General features: G+C 62.1%; 17 protein-coding genes. 6 read left to right on the top strand and 11 right to left on the bottom strand.

Annotated elements, in window-relative coordinates; all coding sequences use genetic code 11:
* Window positions 1-63 precede the first annotated feature (63 nt).
* From CHC01_RS26940 to CHC01_RS26920, 5 genes are read right to left on the bottom strand one after another with little or no spacing between them, the layout of a single operon-like run.
* Window positions 64-1,047, bottom strand: a complete 984-nt coding sequence (locus tag CHC01_RS26940; protein ID WP_089267430.1) for a 3-hydroxybutyryl-CoA dehydrogenase — start codon at window positions 1,045-1,047, stop codon at window positions 64-66.
* Window positions 1,044-2,138, bottom strand: a complete 1,095-nt coding sequence (locus tag CHC01_RS26935; RefSeq protein WP_089267429.1) for an NAD/NADP-dependent octopine/nopaline dehydrogenase family protein — start codon at window positions 2,136-2,138, stop codon at window positions 1,044-1,046. The genes CHC01_RS26940 and CHC01_RS26935 overlap by 4 nt, the downstream gene beginning before the upstream one ends.
* Window positions 2,135-3,673 carry a class I adenylate-forming enzyme family protein gene (locus tag CHC01_RS26930; protein WP_089267428.1) on the bottom strand — a complete coding sequence of 513 codons (1,539 nt, stop codon included), beginning with the start codon at window positions 3,671-3,673 and terminating at the stop codon, window positions 2,135-2,137. The genes CHC01_RS26935 and CHC01_RS26930 overlap by 4 nt, the downstream gene beginning before the upstream one ends.
* Window positions 3,674-3,675: 2 nt before the next feature.
* On the bottom strand, window positions 3,676-4,959 hold the full coding sequence (locus tag CHC01_RS26925; protein WP_244558535.1) for an acyl-CoA dehydrogenase family protein: 1,284 nt from the start codon (window positions 4,957-4,959) through the stop codon (window positions 3,676-3,678).
* Window positions 4,956-5,783, bottom strand: coding sequence for an alpha/beta fold hydrolase (locus CHC01_RS26920; RefSeq protein ID WP_089267427.1), 828 nt, complete (start codon window positions 5,781-5,783; stop codon window positions 4,956-4,958). The genes CHC01_RS26925 and CHC01_RS26920 overlap by 4 nt, the downstream gene beginning before the upstream one ends.
* Window positions 5,784-6,032: 249 nt before the next feature.
* Here CHC01_RS26920 and CHC01_RS26915 point away from each other — a divergent pair, with 249 nt between their 5' ends.
* Window positions 6,033-7,205: an acyl-CoA dehydrogenase family protein gene (locus CHC01_RS26915; protein ID WP_089267581.1), complete on the top strand. Its 1,173-nt coding sequence runs from the start codon at window positions 6,033-6,035 to the stop codon at window positions 7,203-7,205.
* Between the two features lie 36 nt (window positions 7,206-7,241).
* On the opposite strand, the gene CHC01_RS26910 is transcribed toward CHC01_RS26915, so the two are convergent.
* Both CHC01_RS26910 and CHC01_RS26905 read right to left on the bottom strand, forming a co-directional pair.
* Window positions 7,242-8,744 (bottom strand): flavin-containing monooxygenase, encoded by a 1,503-nt coding sequence (locus tag CHC01_RS26910; protein WP_089267426.1) that lies wholly within the window; start codon window positions 8,742-8,744, stop codon window positions 7,242-7,244.
* A 115-nt stretch (window positions 8,745-8,859) separates the two neighbouring features.
* Window positions 8,860-9,309, bottom strand: a complete 450-nt coding sequence (locus tag CHC01_RS26905; RefSeq protein ID WP_089267425.1) for a cupin domain-containing protein — start codon at window positions 9,307-9,309, stop codon at window positions 8,860-8,862.
* Between the two features lie 268 nt (window positions 9,310-9,577).
* Here CHC01_RS26905 and CHC01_RS26900 point away from each other — a divergent pair, with 268 nt between their 5' ends.
* The 5 genes from CHC01_RS26900 (at window position 9,578) to CHC01_RS26880 (ending at window position 16,275) form a co-directional block, all read left to right on the top strand.
* Window positions 9,578-10,606 carry an AraC family transcriptional regulator gene (locus CHC01_RS26900; RefSeq protein WP_089267424.1) on the top strand — a complete coding sequence of 343 codons (1,029 nt, stop codon included), beginning with the start codon at window positions 9,578-9,580 and terminating at the stop codon, window positions 10,604-10,606.
* An 86-nt stretch (window positions 10,607-10,692) separates the two neighbouring features.
* A complete protein-coding gene (locus CHC01_RS26895; RefSeq protein ID WP_089267423.1) occupies window positions 10,693-11,454 on the top strand; it encodes an SDR family NAD(P)-dependent oxidoreductase in 762 nt (253 codons plus the stop codon).
* A gap of 53 nt (window positions 11,455-11,507) precedes the next feature.
* Window positions 11,508-12,350 carry an enoyl-CoA hydratase family protein gene (locus CHC01_RS26890; RefSeq protein ID WP_089267422.1) on the top strand — a complete coding sequence of 281 codons (843 nt, stop codon included), beginning with the start codon at window positions 11,508-11,510 and terminating at the stop codon, window positions 12,348-12,350.
* A 264-nt stretch (window positions 12,351-12,614) separates the two neighbouring features.
* On the top strand, window positions 12,615-14,966 hold the full coding sequence (locus tag CHC01_RS26885) for a bifunctional salicylyl-CoA 5-hydroxylase/oxidoreductase (RefSeq protein ID WP_089267421.1): 2,352 nt from the start codon (window positions 12,615-12,617) through the stop codon (window positions 14,964-14,966).
* A gap of 58 nt (window positions 14,967-15,024) precedes the next feature.
* Window positions 15,025-16,275 (top strand): flavin-dependent oxidoreductase, encoded by a 1,251-nt coding sequence (locus CHC01_RS26880; RefSeq protein WP_089267420.1) that lies wholly within the window; start codon window positions 15,025-15,027, stop codon window positions 16,273-16,275.
* Window positions 16,276-16,426: 151 nt separating this feature from the next.
* Here CHC01_RS26880 and CHC01_RS26875 read toward each other — a convergent pair whose 3' ends face one another.
* The 4 genes from CHC01_RS26875 to CHC01_RS26860 are packed head-to-tail and all read right to left on the bottom strand — an operon-like array spanning window position 16,427 to window position 19,379.
* Window positions 16,427-16,882 (bottom strand): cupin domain-containing protein, encoded by a 456-nt coding sequence (locus tag CHC01_RS26875; RefSeq protein WP_089267419.1) that lies wholly within the window; start codon window positions 16,880-16,882, stop codon window positions 16,427-16,429.
* Window positions 16,883-16,942: 60 nt separating this feature from the next.
* Entirely contained in the window at window positions 16,943-17,641 is a 699-nt protein-coding gene (locus CHC01_RS26870; RefSeq protein WP_089267418.1) for an ABC transporter ATP-binding protein, read from the bottom strand.
* Complete coding sequence (locus CHC01_RS26865; RefSeq protein WP_089267417.1) at window positions 17,641-18,393, bottom strand: ABC transporter ATP-binding protein; 753 nt, start codon at window positions 18,391-18,393, stop codon at window positions 17,641-17,643. The genes CHC01_RS26870 and CHC01_RS26865 overlap by 1 nt, the downstream gene beginning before the upstream one ends.
* Window positions 18,390-19,379, bottom strand: coding sequence for a branched-chain amino acid ABC transporter permease (locus CHC01_RS26860; RefSeq protein WP_089267416.1), 990 nt, complete (start codon window positions 19,377-19,379; stop codon window positions 18,390-18,392). Before CHC01_RS26860 ends, CHC01_RS26865 begins: the two co-directional genes overlap by 4 nt.
* Window positions 19,380-19,390 lie beyond the last annotated feature (11 nt).

The raw sequence follows: 19,390 nt of genomic DNA, 5'->3' as shown, positions 1-19,390 counted from the left end.
CCATCCTTCGAGACGCCGCGCAAGTGCGCGGCTCCTCAGGATGAGGGGCCGAGTTCGCAGTCGCTACAAAACCGGCGGCTTCTGCAACTGGAAGTGCTTCAGCAAATCGACGAATGCCGACAGCCGTCCCTCGCGATAGGCATCGACATCGAGCCCTTCGTAATTGAGAAAGCCTTCGCCGGTCTTGAGGCCGATCTTGCCCTCGGCCATGTTGCGGCCGACGATCTCCGGCGACGCGTAGCGGTCGTTGTTCAGCGCACCGGTGAGATACTTGCTGGCGTAATACAGAATATCGCCGCCGCCCCAATCGACGAATTCCAAGAGGCCCAGCACTGCGAAGCGGAATCCGAAGCCGTATTTGATCGCCTTGTCGATATCCTCGGGGCTGGCAACACCTTCCTCGACCATGCGCGCGGCTTCGTTCATGGCCATCGCCTGGATACGCGGCACGATATAGCCGGGCGTCGCGGCGCAAACTACGGGGACCTTGCCGATGCCTTCGAGCATCTCCTTCACGCGTGCGGTGATCGCCGGATCGGTCTTGGCGCCGGGCGAGACTTCGACCAGTGGCACGAGATAGGCCGGGTTCAGCCAGTGTGCGTTGAGGAAGCGCTCGGGATGCTCGACGGCGCTGGAGATATCGTCAACGAGAATGGTCGATGTCGTCGAGGCGATGATCGGCGTGGGGCCTGCGAGTTGTGAGGCGCGCGCCAGCGCCTCACGCTTCTGATCGAGCACTTCGGGCACGCCTTCGAAAATGATCGCCGAGCTGCTCAGCGCGGCACCTGCGCCTGATTCCGGCACGACGCTGACGCGCGCCACCAGGGTCTCGATATCGGCTTCGGTCAGCAGACCAAACCGCGCCATGCTGGCAAAGGTCTTGCGGATCTCGCCCAGTGCCTCGGCTTCCAGTGCCCTGAACTTGTCGAGGTCGCGCGCCTTGAAGTCGACGATCGCGACATTGTGGCCGGCATAGGCAAAGGCGACCGCGATGCCGCGGCCCATGCGGCCCGCGCCGAGACAAGCAATGGCGGGACGGGCGCTCATGCGGCGAAGCCTTCGCGCAGTAGCTTCAGCAGCGCGGCCTGATCGAGATCGCCGAAGCCGAGGCTTGCGAGCGTGCGGCCACCCTGCAGGAAGTTCTCGCCGCAGATCGCGCCGCCGATGGCGAGGAAGGCTTTGACCAGCGGTGTCTCGACGCCCGCGAGCGTGGCGCAGGACAGGAAGAACGACAGGCCCGTGCGCAGATCCTCGCGCATGTAGCGGTGCTCGGTGAGCACGATGTGCTCGCGCCAGTCACCGCTGTCGGTGAGACGATCATGCGAGCCGCGGCCATACATCCACTCTTCGCCTTCCTTGGCGTAGTGATCCGCCAGCGGGAAATGCGCGCCGTTGTAACCAAAGGCCTCGCGGATCGCGATGCGCTCGGCGTCGAGCTGGTCAGTGACGCGGCGGATCGCCGGCTGGGTGCCTTCCTTGTGAATGTCCCAGGTCGGAAAATGCTCAAGCGGGCCGGCATTCATCACGATCAGCGGTGGATGAATGATCGGACCGGCATTCATCAGCGCACCGGACAACGCATCACCACACGGCTCGATGACGCCGGGGAAGGCCTTGTCGATGACCTTGCAGGCATAGTCCATCATGTGAAGCGGGAACACGCCGGTCGGCAGCCGCTTGGCGCGGATGGTGATGGCGACCTCGAACGGGCCGTGCTTACGCGCGAGCCAGGGCAGTGTACCGGTTTCCGCAAAGGCGACCTTGGCGGTGTTGCCGGCGTCATGTGCGGCCTTGGCAAAGATCATCGAGCCGAAGGTCGCCGGCGGCAGATAAACGACCTGACCATCTTTGAGGTGAGGTGCGATCCGCTTGGCGATATCAGGCTGCGCAAAGGCAGGGGCTGGGCACAGGATCAGTTCGACGTCCTTGATCGCTTCCGCAATGTCCGTTGTTACCAGCGTCAATTGCGTATCGTGCGTGCCCTGCGCATTCTTGACCTTGATGCGCGAGCCGGCCTTCTTGTGTTCGGCGACAGCCTCGGCGTCGCGGCGCCACAGGCGGACGTCATGGCCCTGCAGTGCGAAATCACCAGCGGCTGCGAACGAACCGTTGCCGCCACCCAATACTGCGATCTTCAATTGGTCTCTCTGTCGCTCGGCGTTGCCGCCTGAACCTGCTTCAGTTTGAAATGCTGCACCTTGCCGAGCGCGGTGCGCGGCAGATCTGTGACGAACACAATGTCGCGCGGCTGCTTGTAGCGGGCGAGCTGCGTGAGCACATGGGCCTTCAGTGTCTCGGCGGTCACGCTGCAATTCGGCCGCAGCAGCACATAGGCGACTGGTACTTCCTGCCATTTCGGATCTGGCACGCCGACGACGCCGCAATCGGCGACATCGGGATGTTCGAGCAGTACGCGCTCGACCTCGGCGGGATAGACGTTCTCGCCGCCGGAAATAATCATGTTCTTCTTGCGGTCATGGACCCAGAAATAGCCGTCATCGTCGCGCGTGCCGATATCGCCGGTGCGATACCAGCCGTCATGCAGCGCCTCGCGCGTCGCGGCCTCGTTGCCCCAATATTCGTAGAACACGTTGGGGCCGCGCATAGCGATCTCGCCGGTGGCAGTGGCAGGTAGCTCGTTGCCGTCGTCGTCGATGATGATGGCTTCGCAGCACAGGCCGGGCAAACCCGTCGATCCCGTACGCGACAGGTCGCCGCCCAGCCGCGTATAGACCGCGATCGGGCAGGTTTCGGTTGAACCATAGACCTGCAGCACGGGAATGCCGCGCGCTGTCAGGCGTTCGATGAGATGCGGCGGCACGATGCTGGAGCCGGTGGATACGGCCTTGAGGCATGACACGTCGGTCGCGGCCCAGTTTGGGTGTTCGCTCATCGCCTGAATGATCGCGGGTACCCAAACGGTCAGGGTGGGTCGCTCCCGCGTGATCGCTTCCAGCGTGGAGTCGGGTGTGAAGCGCGCATGGATTGTTATGGTAGCGCCGTGATGCAGCGCCGGCGTTGTCTGGATGTTCAGGCCACCGACATGGAAGAATGGCAGCACGGTCAGGACATGATCGTCTGACGTAAGCCCATGCATGTGCTGGCTCATCACGCCGTTCCACAGCACGGCTTCCTGACGCAGCACGGCGCCTTTGGGGCGCCCTGTAGTGCCTGACGTGTAGACGATCAGCAACGGGCAGGAGAGGTCGGTATGCGGATTGCGGCCGTCGCCCGAGGCGCGTGCGAGCAGTGTGTCGAATGTCTGGCCGGGGGCATCAGGCGCGAAATCGAACGCGATCACGCGCGTATCCGGCAAGTCCTTCGCAAGCGACGGGAGGATGGCCGCAAAGCCTTCCTCAAGCACCAGCACCTTTACCGAAGCATCGGACAGGATGAAGAGCTGCTCGGCGACCGCGAGCCGCCAGTTCAGCGGCACCATGATCGCGCCGAGGCGGGCGCAGGCATAGAGCAGAACGAGATAGTCCGGCCTGTTCAGGCTCAGGATCGCGACGCGATCGCCGCGACCGACGCCGCATTCCGCCTTCAACGCCTTCGCCGCTGCCTCGATCCGCGTATTGAAAGCGGCATAGCTGAGCGTCTTGCCCTCGAAATGAATCGCGGGCTTGTCGGGTGTAAACGCGGCGTTGCGGGCGATGAGGCTGGAGAGATCCACGATTACTCGTCTTTCTCGCCGGCCTCGTAGAGTGCTTCTCGGCCGATACGGTCGAGGCAAAGCTCGGCGGTCCAGGGCAGCATCAGCGCACCGCAGCGGCTGTCACGATAGATGCGCTCCAGCGGCAGCGTCTTCAGCATGGCCTGACCGCCGCAGGTGCGGATCGCCAGTGCGGCGAGTTCGTTGGCGCCTTCCATCACGGTGTACTGGGCGGCGTAGGCGCGCAGCACCTGCTCCTTGCTCGGATTGGCACAGGCTTCGGTCACGGCCTGGAACCAGGTCGACTTGAGCTGTTCGAGCTTGATCTGCATCTGCGCCACGGCGATCTGCTTGGTCGGATACATCCGCCGCTTGACTGGCGGCATGCCCGGGATTTCGCCGCGGAGATACTTCACGGTGAAATCGTACGATGCCTGCGCGAGACCGACGTAAGTCGGCGACAGCGTCAGGAACATGTGCGGCCAGCGCATCGCGGCCTGGAAGTAGACGCCGCGCGGCATCAGCGCTGCATCTTCCGGCACAAACACGTCCTTGAAGATCAGCGTGCGGGAGACCGTGCCGCGCATGCCCAATGGATCCCAGTCGCCGACGACGGAGACGCCTTCGGACTTGGCGGAAATCGCCAGATACAGCGTGTTGCGGCGCGAAGCCTTCTCGCCCTCAGCGACCTCGGTGCAGAGCACGCCGTAGTAATCGGCGAAGCCCGACAGCGACGCGAAGATCTTCTTGCCGTTGACGATCCAGCCACCTTTGACGGGCCTGGCTTCGGTGCCGAACGCAACGCCGCCTGCGGCCGCTGCGCCACCCTCGGAGAACGGCTGCGAATAGATCGCGCCGTCTTCGACGATACGCTTGTAGTGGATGGCGCGGCGGCGGTGCTGTTCGGCGCGCATCTGGTCATCCATGTCGAGGTCATCGGCCAGCGGGCCGGACCACAGCGTCGAGCAGACATGCATGTTCCAGGTGAGTGCCGTGGCGCCGCAATAACGGCCGATTTCGGCGGCAGCGAGCGAATAGGTCTGATAGCCGGCGCCCGAACCGCCGTTGGCTTTCGGGATCGAGATGCCCAGCAGACCCGCCTTGTGCAGGTCCTTGTAGTTCTCCAGCGGGAAGGTGGCCTCGGTATCCCACTTCGCCGCGCGACCGGCGAAGTTAGCCTGCGCCAGCTCGCGCGCCTTGGCGATCAGCCCGGCCTGCTCGTCGTCGAGACGATAGGCCTTCGGATCGAACATCGGCTTGTCGAGAACGATGCTGTCGAGATCGGGCTTGCTGGCAGGCTTGTTCATGAGGATGACCCCGAAAGGTTGTGGCTGGTTTTGAGGAAGTCGGCGAGCACTTCGTTGAATTCGCGCGGGCGTTCGAAACTGGCGAGATGCCCGACGCCTTCAAGTTCGACATAGGTCGCGCCCGGCACGAGTGTGGCCATCTTGGCCATGGTTTTCGCGGGCGCGTTGTTGTCTTTCGATCCCGATAGGACTAAAGTCGGTATTTTGATGTCCGCAATGTTCTTGCGCAGATCGAAGCCGATCATCGCCTTCATCGAGGCGCGGTAGGTGTCGGGCTTCACAGACGCCATGCAGTCGCGTGCGAGTTCAAGGCCGGCAGGATCCGGATTGTCGCCGATCAGGCCTGCCACCAGCTTCGGCGCCATCGACACCATGGTCTCGCCGCGGTCGAGCGGGCCAAGCCGGGCGTCGATGAAATTCTTCTGCCATTCGCCGTCGGAGCTGCCGAAGGCGGAGGTGGTCTGCGCCAGCACGATGGCGCCGGCGAGATCGGGATAGTCTACCATGAAGCGCTGCACGATCATGCCGCCAATGGAATGGCCGACCAGCACCGGTTTCCTGGCGCCAATCTGCGCGAGAAAGTCCTTCAGGGCTTCGGCGAAGGCCGGGATGCTAGGCGTCTCAAGTTGCTTTGAACCGCCATAGCCCGGCATGTCCCAGCCGATGGCGTAGTAGCGGTCGCCAAACGTTTCGAGCTGGGGGCGCCAGCCGCGGCCGGCACCACCGATCCCGTGCAGAAACACCAGCGGCGTCGCCGCGGGGGAGCCTTTGGCTTCAAAACCGAAGCGGCCGTCCTTCGTCGTCAGGGCTGCAGAATTTGGCACGCATAGGCCTCCTGTGCTGTCGGACAAGGTGATCCTAGCATGTCCGAGATATATGAAAAGCGATAGTTTTAGACTTAAAGGGTTGTGGGTTGCCTCATCCGGAGGCACGTCGTTTTTAGAGGTCGGCTCTCCGGTGACGGACTATGCGCCTTCCGGTTGGCGATGTTGTGATGTCCCGCCATCGCCCTTGTCCGAAATTTCTTTAGGTTTAAAACAATGTCGATTGCCGATGCATCGAGGGAGGAAGCCATGTCCGATCAGTCATTTTTGTCCTGGCCGTTTTTCGAGGACCATCACCGCGAGCTGGCCACGGGTCTGTCGCGCTGGGCCAAGGCGACATTGCCCGGTCTGGTCGATCACCATGACGTCGATGGCTCCTGCAAACGTCTGGTGAAGGCGCTTGGTGATGGAGGCTGGTTGCGCGCGGCTGTGCCGGCGAGCCATGGCGGAATGTATCCGACCTTTGACGTGCGTTCGCTGTGTCTGATCCGCGAAACGCTGGCCTATGAGAGCGGTCTCGCTGATTTTGCGTTTGCGATGCAGGGACTGGGCACCGGCCCGATCAGTCTGTTCGGTTCCGAGGCCTTGAAGTCGCGCTATCTGCCGCGCGTTGGCAGTGGCGAGGCTATTGCGGCTTTCGCATTGTCAGAGCCCGATGCAGGGTCGGATGTCGCTGCGATGACGACGACGGCGGTGCCTGATGGTCCGGATCATGTCCGCATCAACGGCCTCAAGACCTGGATTTCCAATGGCGGCATTGCCGACCAGTATGTGGTGTTTCTGCGCACGGGCGAATCCGGCGCGCGCGGCATCAGCGCCTTTGTGGTCGATGCGGATACGCCGGGCTTCACGATCGCGGAGCGGATCGATGTGATCGCGCCGCATCCGCTGGCCACGCTGAAATTCGAGGATTGCCGCGTGCCTCTGGCGAACCGTATCGGCAAGGACGGCGAAGGCTTCAAGGTCGCGATGGCGACGCTCGACGTGTTTCGCTCGACCGTCGGTGCTGCCGCGCTCGGCCTCGCACGACGCGCGCTCGATGAAGCGCTGCATCGCTCGGTCACGCGAAAAATGTTTGGCCATACGCTGGGCGATCTTCAGCTGACGCAAGCGGGGCTCGCGGAGATGGCCACGTCCATCGATGCATCGGCCCTGCTGGTCTATCGCTCGGCCTGGACCAAGGATCAGGGCGCGGCGCGCATCACGCGTGAAGCCGCCATGGCCAAGATGTTCGCGACCGAAGCGGCACAGACAGTGATCGACCGTGCTGTGCAGATTTTCGGCGGTCTCGGCGTGCAGTCGGGCGTCAAGGTCGAGGAACTCTATCGCGAGATCCGTGCGCTGCGCATTTATGAAGGCGCAACCGAAGTCCAGAAGGTCATCATCGGTCGCGAGCTGATCAAGGCTGCCCAGGCACAGTGAGCTGATCAGGCAAGCCGATCACGGCTCGCCTGACGATCACGCGGCAGTCGCCTCCGCTTTGTAGTTCGGAGCCGACGCAAGAAACCGCGCATAGGCGTCCGCATCCGGCGGCGTGAACTTCTCCACCAGGGCGCTGCGCCGTTTGCTGGTGGCGCCCATGTCGTCGAGCAGTTCGTCGAAATGCTTGAAGTGATAGGGTGCCACGCATAGCCCGCCATAGACACCGGCCGCTGGACGCTCAATGCGCTTGAAATGCAGCATCTTGTCCATATCCGCATGCATCTCCGCTGCCGTCGGCTGTTTCGCCAGCTTGCCGTCGGCATAGCGCACCAGCCAGTTGGCGGCCATTTCCGCTGTCAGCACCGAGCAGAAGCTGGAATTGAAGCCGACAAAGCCCATGTCCGGCAGATCCGGATTAGCAATCACGCGATAGAGCCGATATTGCCCGTCGGCTTGGACAAGTTTGTCGCGATATTGCTGCGGCAGGAACGGCACGCCGAGCGTGAAGCCGATGGCGAGTATCGCGACGTCAGCTTCAATACGCTGGCCACCTGACATCACGATGGTCTTGCCGTCGTAATGATCGAAGGTGCCGCGGATCGCCTTGATGCGTCCGTCGGCAACCATCGGGAAGAAGTTCGGCGTGGCGATCGGCACCGAGCAGTTGATGCCGTCCTCGATGCGGCCTTCTGGCACCATGTCGCATTTCTTCAGCTTGAGCTGGGTCTTCAACATGGCCTCGAGCCCGCGCCAGTTGGCCCAGATAAATGGCTTGGCAATGGCGTGATTGAGCCGCGAGAGCGCTGTCAGCCCCCAGCCCCGAAACATCTCCTCCTGCGCACGGATATAGAGGATGCGCTTGAAGTTGATCAGGCCGCCGATGAAATAGGGAATGCGCCAGACCGGCTCGCGATAGACGAAGGTAACGGCGCTGGCGCCGGCATTGACCGAATGCACGGCGATATCGGTGGCCGATTTCGAGCCGCCGAGCACAACGACCTTCTTACCTTTGACGATGGATGAATCCGTGTGCTCCGCCGAATGCAGGATGACGCCGCCGCCGGTCTTGAACGCGTCTTCGCCGGGGTGATGCAGCTCCTTGCGCTCGTTGAATTGTCCGGTGCAGACCGCCACGAAATCGAATGCTTCCTGTGCGGTGTTGCCAGCCGCATCGCGTGTCTCAAGCGTCCAGCCGGGTAGGCCATTGTCGCGGCGTTTCATGCTCACGACGGTCGTGTTGAAGCGCATCAGCGGGATCAGATCATAGTCGTGTGCATAGTCTGTGAGATAGGCATGGACCTGCGGCCCCTTCGGCCATTCCGGATAGCTGGCCGGCATCCGCTTGTCGGTGAAGCGATAGAGTTCCTTGGGGCTTTGGGTCTGCACCTCCGGATAAGAGCGGGCGGGCTCCCATACGCCGCCGAGATCGCCGCTGCGTTCCAGCACCGTCACCTTGTGCCCGTGCGCCGTGAAGGATTTGGCGGCGGCAAGGCCGGCGATGCCGGCACCGATGACGCAAACGTTTTTCTGTTTGACCATGGCTCGTCTCCTGTCTGAATGCAGTGCTGTATGGCGGGCGTACGGGCTCACGCGCGCAGACGGGGGTCTGCGCGGAACGTCCGCGATGCGTGAAACTCGGTTCGGCTGTTTACGCCTAGTCGTTGGCTTCCGGTGGTAGGAAGTTCACTTCATGCTCGGCGGAGACCCGCACGATGGCTTCAATGTCGCTCATGTTGTGCAGTTGCTTGAACAGGGCTTCGAGCTTCTGCGTCGGCGACACCCAGAACAGTGCGCGGGCAGGCTTGTCCGACTTATTGAAGTAGCCATGCGGAATGCCGCGTGGCAGGCGGACGAGGTCGCCGGCATGGGCACGGACCCATTGGCCGTCGAGCTTGAGGTCGAGCACGCCTTCCTGCACCAGGATGAATTCTTCCTGAGTCGGGTGGATATGCACCGGCACGAACTGACCGGGATCACTGTTGGTCTCGAAAGCAAAGGTGGAGTCGGTCATGGCCTTCGGGAAATAGACCTGCCCGAGAATATTCCACGTGGTGCCGTTATATCCGGTGCCGTTCTGGGTAATGCCTTTTTCAAGTGCCGCCATGGTCCTGCTCCCTTGGGTTTCACGTCTGCAAGGATGCTGCGTGACCCCGCGCTTTGTCTCTAGCCGTTGAACGAATCCGCTATCCGAACGACGAAATAATTACCGGTAGGGGGAGGGGCGCAGGCGCGTTGCGCTGCACACTCATCTTTGGCAGGCGCCGGCCTGCGCATTCGTTGTGCAGCACGGCAATATTTACGGCGCGGCGCCGACTATGCGGCGTGATGCGACATGGATAGTCTAGGCTTCAAATAACGCAGGCGATCGGACCATGGTGTTGGACGCAGCCGTATCAGGGAATGTCCAGCCGGCCCGCGGCGCAAGGCTTGCGGCGTTCTCCCGCGTCTTCACCAGGGATATCGACGAGGCGGCCGATTCGATCGGGCGCATCTTCTGTCCGCATGCGCTCGACCCCTTGCAGCGCTCCTGGCCGGATTTTCACGCGCTCCATAACTGTGCCGCGTTCGATGGCTTCTCGGTGAACTATGTGTCCTATGGCGGTTCGGTATCGATCGATCCCGGCTGTCTCGATCGCTTCTTCCTGCTGCAGATACCAATGCATGGCGGTGCCCGGATCGATACGGGTGGCCGCACGATAGAGGCGTCCGCAGGGCGTTTCGCGTCCTTGCTGTCGCCGACCATGCCAACAAAGATGGTCTGGCAGGACGATTGCGCAAAATTGATCCTGCTGGTCGAACGGCGGCTCGTAGAAGAGCGCGCGGCGGCGCTGGCGGAAAGATCCGGAGCGGTCATCGAGTTTGATCCGGAGGTCGACCTCAATACGCCGTTCGGTCTCGCGATCCGGTCCCAGATCGAATACCTCGTTGATCTCGCGGAGCATCGCGGACCAGGGCAGCAGATTTCGCCCATGATGGCGGCGACCCTGCGTGACTCCGTGATTGGACTGTTGCTGACCGGTCAGCGTCATACGCTCACCGACACCATCGACCGCAGTCTTACGCGCCTTGGTCCGCTGCCATCAGTGCTGAGAAAGGCGCGGGACTATCTTGAATCCCATGCCACCGAGCCGCTTGAGCTCGATCGGCTAGCCCGCGCGGCAGGCATTGGGATACGTTCGCTGCAGCTCGGCTTCCAGAAGCATTTCGGCATGTCGATTTCCGATGCGCTGCTCGATATCCGGCTGACGCATTTGAATGCACGATTGCTGCGGGCTGCGCCGGGCGAGAGGGTCATCGATATGGCCTTCGATCTCGGCTTTACCCATCCGAGCCGGATGGCCAGCTTCTACCGTGCCCGTTATGGCGAGAGCCCGTCGGATACGCTCCGCCGCAGCCGCTAGCAGCATGGCCTGCCTGTTTCTTGCAAAAGCTTGAAGTCTAAAATAATATCCAGGCAGGCTCATGGAGAGCCTGCGGAAGGTGACGCATGTCCGGATTGTCTCGCTCCTCCCACGCTCTGGTGACCGGCGGCGGCCGCGGCATCGGCCGCGCCATTGCAGCATCGTTGGTGCAGGCCGGCGCGACCGTCACCATCCTGGGTCGCAATCTCACCGTGCTGAACGAGGTCGTTGCCGCTGGTGACGCGCACCATGCGATGGCCGCCGACGTGTCCGATCAGGCCGCGCTGAATGCCGCGATTGCGGATGCCGCGAAACGCCAGCCGATCGATATTCTGGTGGCGAATGCGGGTGCCGCGGAATCCGCGCCTTTCGTGAAATCGGATGCCGCGCTGTTCCAGCGCATGATGGACGTCAATTTCATGGGCGTCGTCTATGCGACGCAGGCTGTGCTGCCCGAGATGGTCAAGCGCAAGAGCGGTCGCATCGTCGCGGTTGCTTCGACGGCCGGCCTCAAGGGCTATGGTTATGTGAGCGCCTATAGCGCTGCGAAACATGCTGTCATTGGCCTCGTGCGCTCGGTGGCGCTGGAAGTCGCGAAAAGCGGTGTCACTGTGAATGCAGTGTGCCCAGGCTTTACCGAAACCGATCTGCTCGAAGGCAGCATCGACAACATCATGAGCAAGACTGGCCGTACGCGCGAACAAGCTGTTGCCGAATTGGCGAAGCACAATCCGCAGGGCCGTCTGGTGACGCCCGGCGAAGTCGCCGATGCCGTATTGTGGTTGTGCGGCGCCGGCGCCAGTTCCATCACCGGCCAGAGCATCGCCGTCGCTGGCGGCGAAGTCTGATCGAACCGCAACAACAAGAACCGAACAAATTACCGGGAGCCAATATGTCAGTCATGGTCAAGAACAAGGTCGCCAATCCCGTCACGCTGCCGCTGGCCGAGTTCAAGCCTGAGCATTTCCTACTGGCGGTGGCCGATGGCATCGCGACGGTGACGCTGAACAGGCCGGAACGCAAAAATCCGCTGACCTTCCAGAGCTACCGCGAACTGACGGATTTCTTCCGCGCCTGTGCGATGGATGACGACGTCAAGGTTGTGGTCGTCACCGGTGCCGGCGGCAACTTCTCGTCGGGCGGCGACGTGTTCGAAATCATCGGCCCGTTGATTGAGATGAACACCAAGGATCTGACGGCCTTCACGCGCATGACCGGCGATCTGGTCAAGGCGATGCGCGCCTGCCCGCAGCCGATCATCGCCGCAGTGGAAGGCATCTGCGCCGGCGCCGGCGCCATCATGGCGATGGCCTCCGACATGCGTCTGGCTGCGACCGGCACCAAGGTCGGATTCCTGTTCAACAAGGTAGGCCTCGCCGGCTGCGACATGGGTGCTTGCGCGATCCTGCCGCGCATCATCGGCCAGTCCCGTGCGTCCGAGCTGCTTTATACCGGCCGCTTCATGACGGCCGAGGAGGGCGAGCGCTGGGGCTTCTTCAGCCGCATCGTCGCACCGGCGGAGGTGCTGAGCGAGGCGCAGACACTGGCCAAGCAGATTTCCGAGGGGCCAACTTATGCCAACACCATGACCAAGCGCATGCTGTCGATGGAATGGGCGATGTCGGTGGAAGAGGCGATCGAAGCCGAGGCGGTGGCGCAGGCGCTGTGCATGACCACGGAGGACTTCGCCCGCGCGTTCCACGCCTTCGCGAACAAGCAGAAGCCGACGTTCGAGGGTAATTGAGACACACGCACCGTCATGCCCGGGCTTGACCCGGGCATCCATCTTTGGCGGCAATGCGGGTGGTAAGATGGATGGCCGGGTCAGGCCCGGCCATGACAGAGTTTCAACAAGTCGCCTCGCGCGGGCGCGAGCAAATTCAAGATGCATCGCGCCGATTGACAATTTGATGTGCATCAAAGCTGGCGAATTGCCGGTTTGTCAGGCTTGCCAGGAATTGTTTTAGGTTTAAAATATCTCCATCCAGGCACGACTGCGGAGGCTGTCATGAAGATCGCGATTATCGGTGGCGGGCCGGCGGGCCTCTATTCTGCGATCCTGCTGAAGAAGCAGCGGCCGCAGGCAGAGATCACGGTCTATGAGCGCAACCGGCCCGACGACACCTTCGGCTTCGGTGTGGTGTTCTCCGACGCCACCCTCGATAATTTCGAGAAATACGATCTTCCAAGCTATCAGCGCATCACCCAGGAATTCGCTTACTGGGACGATATCGCCGTGCACTTCCGCGGCACAGTCCACCGCGTCGGCGGCAACGGCTTCTGCGGCTGTTCGCGCCGCACGCTGCTGATGATCCTGCAGGACCGGGCCCGCGAACTCGGCGTCCATCTGCTGTTCGAAGTCGATATCACCGACGAAGCGCGTTTCGCCGATGCCGATCTGATCGTGCTGGCTGATGGCATCAACAGCCACTTCCGTAACAAGTATATCGAACACTTCGCGCCCGAAGTAGATTTGCGCTCGAACAAGTTCACCTGGATGGGTTCAACCAAGCCGCTTGATGCTTTCACCTTCCTGTTCCAGGAAACCGAGTGGGGGCCGTTCATTGCGCACGCCTATCAGTATGAGGCTGGCCGCTCGACCTGGATCTTCGAGACCGATCCGGAGACCTTCAAGCGCGCCGGCCTCGAAGGCCTCGGCGAGCAGGAATCCGCTGATCGCATGCACGATATCTTCAAGGGCTTCCTTGGCGACCACAAGCTGTTGATCAACCGCTCGATGTGGCGCAATTTTCCGATGATCCGCAACAAGCGCTGGGTCAAGGACAACATGGTGCTGCTTGGCGACGCCAAGGCGACCGCGCATTTCTCCATCGGCTCTGGCACCAAGCTGGCGATGGAAGATGCTATCGCGCTGCATGATGCAATGGCGAAGGCCCCCACTGTTGAGGCCGGTTTGCACGACTACGAACACGGTCGCCGCGAGGAGGTCGAGAAGATCCAGCATTCGGCGGACGTGTCGCTGGTCTGGTTCGAGCACGTGGATCGCTTTTGGGACTTTGACCCCGTGCAGTTCGCCTTCGGCGTCATGACCCGTGCCAAGGCGATCACCTACGATAATCTGACACTGCGCGCGCCGGACTTCGTCAAGGAAGTCGACAAGTCGTTTGCGCAGAAGGTGCAGGCGCAGGGCTTCGACGTCGATGTCGACAAGCCGGAAGTGCCGATGTTCCAGCCGTTCAAGATGCGGGATATGGTGCTTGCCAATCGCGCCGTAGTGTCGCCGATGTGCATGTATTCGGCGGAAGAGGGCGTCCCGAACGATTTCCATCTGGTGCATTACGGCTCGCGCGCCATTGGCGGCGCCGGTCTCGTCTTCACCGAAATGGTCTGTGTTGGCCGCGACGCACGCATCACGCCCGGCTGTGCTGGTCTGTGGACCGACGAGCAGGAAGCGCAGTGGAAGCGCATCGTTGATTTCGTCCACTCGACGTCGGCTGCGAAGATCTGCCTGCAGCTCGGCCATGCCGGCCGCAAGGGGGCGACCAAGCTGATGTGGGACGGCATGGACCGCCCGCTCGCCGATGGCGCATGGGACATCGTCTCGGCGTCGCCGCTGGCTTACTATCCGGATAGTCAGGTGCCCGTGGAAATCGATCGTGCCGGCATGGATCGCGTCAAGGCAGAGTTCGTGGCTGCCACGATCCGCGGCGAGCGCTGTGGCTTCGACATGCTCGAGATGCACACGGCGCACGGCTATCTACTGGCGAGTTTCCTGTCGCCGCTGACCAACAAGCGCACCGATGAATATGGCGGTTCGCTGGAAAATCGTCTGCGCTTCCCGCTCGAAGTGTTCACGGCGATGCGTGAAGCGTGGCCGGCGCACAAGCCGATGTCGGTTCGCTTCTCGGCGACCGACTGGGCCGAAGGTGGCAACACCGGCGACGACGCGGTACAGATCGCCCGCGCCTTCGCCGAGGCTGGCGTCGATCTCGCCGATATCTCGACAGGGCAAACCGTCAAGGAGTCGCGTCCGATCTACGGCCGCATGTTCCAGACGCCGTTCTCGGATCAGGTCCGCAATGAAGCGCGTGTCGCCACCATGTGCGTCGGCAACATCACCTCCGCCGATCAGGTCAATACGATCCTGGCCGCCGGCCGTGCGGACCTCGTCGCACTTGGCCGTCCGCACCTGACCGACCCGTCCTTCACTATCAAGGCGGCTGCCTGGTATGGTGCAAAGGACGCCTATTGCCCGCCACAATATATGCCCGGCAAGGATCAGATTTTCCGCAACAGCGTCAGGGACAAGCAGGATTTCGAAGACCTGAAAATTAAGGCTAAGCCGAAGACCCGCGCCGAGATGCGTGCGGAGGCGGCAAAGCCACTTGCAGCTGAATGACTGGGCATGCGAGCTTAGCGGCTAAATTCTGGGCGTTGCGTAAAGTGGAGTTGGGCTGATGAAAGCAATCATCGTGGGCGGCGGCGTTGGCGGTTTGACCGCCGCCTTGATGCTGCGGGCGCGGGGCATCAATTGCGAGCTCTACGAACAGGCTGACACCATCCGCGAACTCGGCGTCGGCATCAACACGCTGCCGCACGCGATTCGCGAACTCACCGGTCTCGGCCTGCTTGATCGGCTCGATGCGGTCGCGATCCGCACCGACGAGCTGCACTATCTCAACCGCCACGGTCAGGAAGTCTGGCGCGAGCAGCGCGGCTACGGCGCTGGTCATGATGTGCCGCAATTCTCGATCCACCGCGGACGTCTGCAGACTGTAATCCATCGCGCTGTCGAAGAGCGCCTTGGTACGGAGGCAATCCACACAGGTCGTCGGCTCGGTCACTTCACGCAGGACGAGGGTGGTGTCACCGCCTATTTCTTCGATCGCAATAACAACCATGTCGAAACCGCGCGGGGCGATATCCTGATCGGCGCTGATGGCATCCATTCGAAGGTGCGCAGCACGCTGTTCCCGAACGAGGGACATCCGGTCTGGAATGGCCTGATGCTGTGGCGCGGTGCGCGCGACTGGCCGGCTTTCCTCACCGGCAACTCGATGATCGTCGCCGGCGGTCTCCACGCCAAGGTCGTGGTCTATCCGATTGCCGAAGGTGAGACGCCGGGCAACCGGCTGACCAACTGGGCGGTGCTGGTGAAGACCGGCGAGGGTGGCACATTGCCGCCGCGCCGCGAGGACTGGTCACGCCCCGGCAAGCGCGACGAATTGATGCCGCATGTGGCGCGTTTCAATGTGCCGCATATCGACGTGCCCGCGCTGATCACGGCGACGCCGGAATTCTGGGAGTATCCCTGCTGCGACCGCGATCCGCTGCCGTACTGGTCTGGCGGACGCGTCACGCTCCTCGGCGACGCCGCACATCCGATGTATCCGGTCGGCTCCAACGGCGCCTCGCAGGCGATCCTCGATGCGCGCGCGCTGGCCGACTCGCTGGCCCATGCCGAACATCCGCGCCAGGCGCTGATGGCCTATGAGCGCAAGCGCCTGCCGATGACCGCGGAGATCGTGCGCTCCAACCGCCGCGGCGGTCCGGAAGGCGTGATCGATGCCGTGGAGCAGATCGCGCCGGACGGCTTCGACAATGTCGAGAACGTGTTGAGCTACGCGCAGCGTGAAGCGATTGTGAAGGGCTATGCGCATAAGGCTGGCTTTGCGGCCTCGCCGGGACTTGCCGTGGTGAACGGCTGATATAGCTCGCTGCAAATCGAGAATTTAGCTTTCGTCATGCCCGGGCTTGTCCCGGGCATCCACGTTTTGGGCGCCGCTTAAGACGTAGATGGCCGGGACAAGCCCGGCCATGACGTCGAGGATGGTATGTGGCTGAACGAAGAGCCGCGCCTTACGCGCCGGGAGGCGGCGGCAGGAAGTGGATGTTGTATTCGGCGGCGAGCGCCACCACGTCCTCGGGCTTCTGTTCTTTCATGTTGTGGATCGCCCAGAACAGGTCATAGAGCCGGCGGCTCGGCGAGACCCAGAACAGCACTTTGGCGTTCTGATCGGACTTGTTGAAGATGCCGTGCGGAATGCCGCGCTGCAGGCGCACCAGATCGCCCGGCGTGGCCGAAGTTTCGGAGCCGCCGAGGAAGAAGTCGAGCTTGCCTTCGAGGATGTAGAGATACTCATCCTGGTCGGGATGGATGTGCGGCGGCACGAAAGTGCCGGGTGGGAAGGTGGCGTGCCACGAGAACGAATCCTCGGTGCAGTTCTTCGGCACATAAGTCTGGCCGAGGATGTTCCAGGTGATGCCCTGCATGCCTTCATTAGCGCGGGTGATGCCGGCGATCTCGGTCTTCATGGTTGGTCCTTCCTTGGGTCACGCATTACGACGCGTCGGGTGGTACTCGAAAACAGTTGATCAAACGTGGAGGAAACGATCCTTCACAGTGGAGTCGCTCTTCAGTTGCTCGGATGTGCCGGTCCATACGACGCGGCCCTTTTCGATCACGACATGACGATCGGCGAAGCCGGCGAGCGCATCGACATTCTTGTCGATGACCAGAATGGACTGACGCTCGGCCTTGAGCTTCTTCAGGCAATTCCAGATTTCGAGGCGAATGAGCGGGGCGAGGCCTTCGGTGGCTTCATCGAGAATGAGCAGCTTCGGGTTGGTCATCAGCGCGCGGCCGACGGCCAGCATCTGCTGCTCGCCGCCCGACAACTGCGTGCCGAGATTGCTGCGGCGTTCCTTGAGGCGCGGAAACAGCTCGTAGATCTTGTCCAGCGTCCAGCGCGCCGGCGGATGCCGCACGGCGGCGGTGGCAACCAGGTTTTCTTCCACGGTGAGCGTCGGGAAGATCTGGCGGCCTTCGGGTACGAGGCCAATCCCCGCCTGGGCAATGCGATAGGACGGCAAGCCTGCCATCGGCTTGTCGTCGAAGGTGACGGTGCCGCCGGTCGGATGGATCAGGCCCATGATGGCATTGATGGTCGTGGTCTTGCCCATGCCGTTGCGGCCGAGCAGGGTAACGACTTCACCGGCATTGATGGTGAGCGAGATATCGAACAGCACCTTGGCCGCGCCGTAAGCCGCCTGGAGATTTGAGACTGAGAGCATCAGGCAGCCTCCTCGCCGAGATAGGCAGCGCGGACTTCCGCATTGTCACGAATGCTCTGCGGCGAGCCGGACGCGATGATGCGGCCGTAAACAAGGACCGAGACCCGGTCAGCCAGTGCGAACACGGCGTCCATATCGTGCTCGATCAGCACGATGGGAAGCTCCTTGCGCAGCTCCTGTAGCGTGTTGATCAGCCGCTGCGATTCATCGTGGCTGGTGCCGGCGAGGGGTTCGTCGAGCAGCAGCAGTTTCGGCTTCGCCGCTAGCGCAATGGCGATTTCGAGCTGGCGCTTCTCGCCATGCGACATCTGCCCGGCCGGCACGCCTGCGCGAGCAGCGAGGCCGAAGCGTGACAGCAGGGCCATGGCGGTGTCGTTCAGCGCCGGCTCCTTGGATGCATTGCCGAAGAAACTGAAGCTCGAGCCGCTGCGTGCCTGAACGGCGATGGCGACATTCTCCAGCGCCGAGAAGCGCGGCAGGATCGAGGTGATCTGGAACGAGCGCACCAGGCCCATCCGCGCACGCTCTGCCATTGGCAAACGCGAGACGTCCTGGCCGTCAAAGATAATGCGGCCGGAGTCCGATTGCGCGTGGCCGGAGATCTGGTGGATCAGCGTGGTCTTGCCGGCGCCGTTGGGGCCGATGATGGCGTGCAGCTCGCCGGCTTCAATGTTCAGCGACACATCGTCGGTGACACGCAGCGCGCCGTAATTCTTGCAGATGTTCTGCAGCTGAAGCGGAGCGCTGCTCATGATTTGCTCCCGAACAGGCCGGTGATGCCCCCGCGTGCATAGAGCACGACGAGAATGAGAATGGGTCCGAAGATCAGCGCCCAGTTCTCGGTGTAATGCGACAGAATATCCGCCAGCAGGCTGAACACCGCCGCGCCGATTATTGCGCCATGCAGTGAGCCGAGACCGCCGAGCACGAGTACAAAGATCAGGTCGCCGGAGCGTTGCCAGGCCGTATAGGCCGGACTGACGAACTCAGTCTGGTTGGCAAGCAGAAACCCGGACACGCCGGCGATCATGCCCGCAATGACGTAGGCGGTGAGCTGATAACGATAGGGCGCAAAGCCGATCGCTTCCATGCGCACGGGATTCTCGCGAATGCCGCGCAGCACCCGGCCGAAACGCGACGCGACGAGGGCGCGGAGCAGAAGATAGGCGCCCAGCAGCACGCCGAAGGCGACATAATACATCGCCACATCGTTCTTCAGGAATTTCGAGCCGAAGAACATGCTGCGCGATGCCAGCGTCAGCCCGTCGTCACCGCCATAGGCAGCCAGCGAAGTGCCGAGGAAGAACAGCATCTGGCCGAAAGCCAGCGTAATCATGATGAAATAGACGCCCTTGGTCCGCAACGAGATCGCGCCGGTGAAGAGAGCGAAGATGAGCGAGACACCGAGCGCCACCGCAAGCTGGATGAAGCCATCGGTGATTCCGTGGCTGGAAAGGATCGCGACGCTGTAGGCGCCGAGGCCGACATAGGCGGCATGGCCGAACGAGATCATCGCGCCGTAGCCGATCAGCAGATCGAGCGACATGGCGGCGAGCGCCAGGATCATGATGCGCGTGACCAACGCCAGGATGAAGCTCTGCGATCCCCACAGCACCGAGAGCGGCACAAGGGCGAAGATCGCGAAAACGATCAGCGGCAGCACATAGGCGCGGCTGGTACGCAGCGGCGTTGCGAGGGTAGGCGAAGCGGGGGTGTCGAGGTCGACGAGATTGTTCATGGTCTGCTCCC

Source organism: Tardiphaga sp. OK246 (assembly GCF_900188215.1).
In the GTDB taxonomy this organism is placed as follows: domain Bacteria; phylum Pseudomonadota; class Alphaproteobacteria; order Rhizobiales; family Xanthobacteraceae; genus Tardiphaga; species Tardiphaga robiniae.
The sequence above is the reverse complement of the archived record's forward strand: the minus strand, read 5'-3'. Positions and strand labels throughout refer to the sequence as shown.